General features: G+C 56.1%; 1 protein-coding gene. It reads right to left on the bottom strand.

Going from position 1 to position 1,085, the window contains the following annotated elements; genetic code table 11:
- Nucleotides 1-722 precede the first annotated feature (722 nt).
- A partial coding sequence (locus GCT19_RS42170) for a DDE-type integrase/transposase/recombinase (protein WP_152855100.1) occupies nucleotides 723-1,085 on the bottom strand: 363 nt, incomplete at its 5' end.

The following is a 1,085-nucleotide window of genomic DNA, read 5'->3' as shown; positions in this document are numbered from 1 at the left end:
AACAAGTTCGCGCGAATAGCCTGGGCCATTGCGAGTCGCGACGCTGTATTCGACCCATGCACGCGAAGCGCCCCTCGATGAGCCACCTCCCGCCGAACTGCTTTACCGAAGTCGATCCATCTGGTTTTGCGATTGCTGAATACTGATGACGTGAACGGCAAACCGGCCTGACGGAAACCCTGAGAGGTTAACCAGCTTCTGAAGCTGCCCCTGTTATCAGGACCATCAGGCGCGATTCTCATCGAGGCGCGACGGCTCATCCCGCTCTGACGCCGGATAGATTTACGCAAACCCAACGTGCCAAAAAATTCAGCATTGCAAAAACGGGGGTGACCATAGATTAACCTCGTCATTGTTTCGGTGGCGAGGAGGCCATGGCCAAACTACTCGATGAGGCTCTGGTGCAAATGGGCGGTCTGTACGAGATTGTTGTTATCTAGTCCAGCCTGAACAAACCGTAGAGCCTTAAGCGTTGGGGGTTTCCGGCGGAAATCGTGTTGTTGGAATTGCAGAGACCTGGCATATTGCTGGGTATAGCCTGCAAATTCTGACGAGGTTTAGATGGGCCCGAAGACGCCTGTAACGGAGAAGGATTTGTTCCGGCATCCACTGCGCGAACAGATCAATCTCAAGCATCCACTTGTACGGCTGGCCGAGCTGATCAATTGGCTTTGTCACGTTAGAGAGGAGAGAAGGCAATGCTGGCAGGGGCGATCAGTTGCTCAAAAAGCGATAGACGGAGTTTGGGTGAGTTCGGTGAAGCGATGCCACGCAGCAAATCGCAAGACGAGTTGTTGGCGATAGCGTGAAGCCCGTAGCCGATGTCGCTTGAGGGCAAAGTGCTGTCGGATCGGGCCGAAGTTCGACAGGAAAGCTTGAGTGCGCTCGGGCAGGCGGAAGCCCCGCATACGCCGTTCGCGTTCCCGGGTTGGCTGATGACTATTCTCGGCGCGGTTGTTGACGCGGGCGCTGGCTTTGACGAACACATGCGTGACGTTCGCCAGTTCGGGGATCTCCGCTTTCGCGGCCGGATAGCTGCGCAACTGATCGGTGACAATCCTTCGTGGCGTGTCGGCACAGGCGGC

This window comes from Paraburkholderia atlantica, assembly GCF_009362785.1.
In the GTDB taxonomy this organism is placed as follows: Bacteria; Pseudomonadota; Gammaproteobacteria; order Burkholderiales; family Burkholderiaceae; genus Paraburkholderia; species Paraburkholderia atlantica.
Note: the sequence above shows the minus strand (reverse complement) of the source record. Positions and strands in the feature narration are given on the sequence as shown.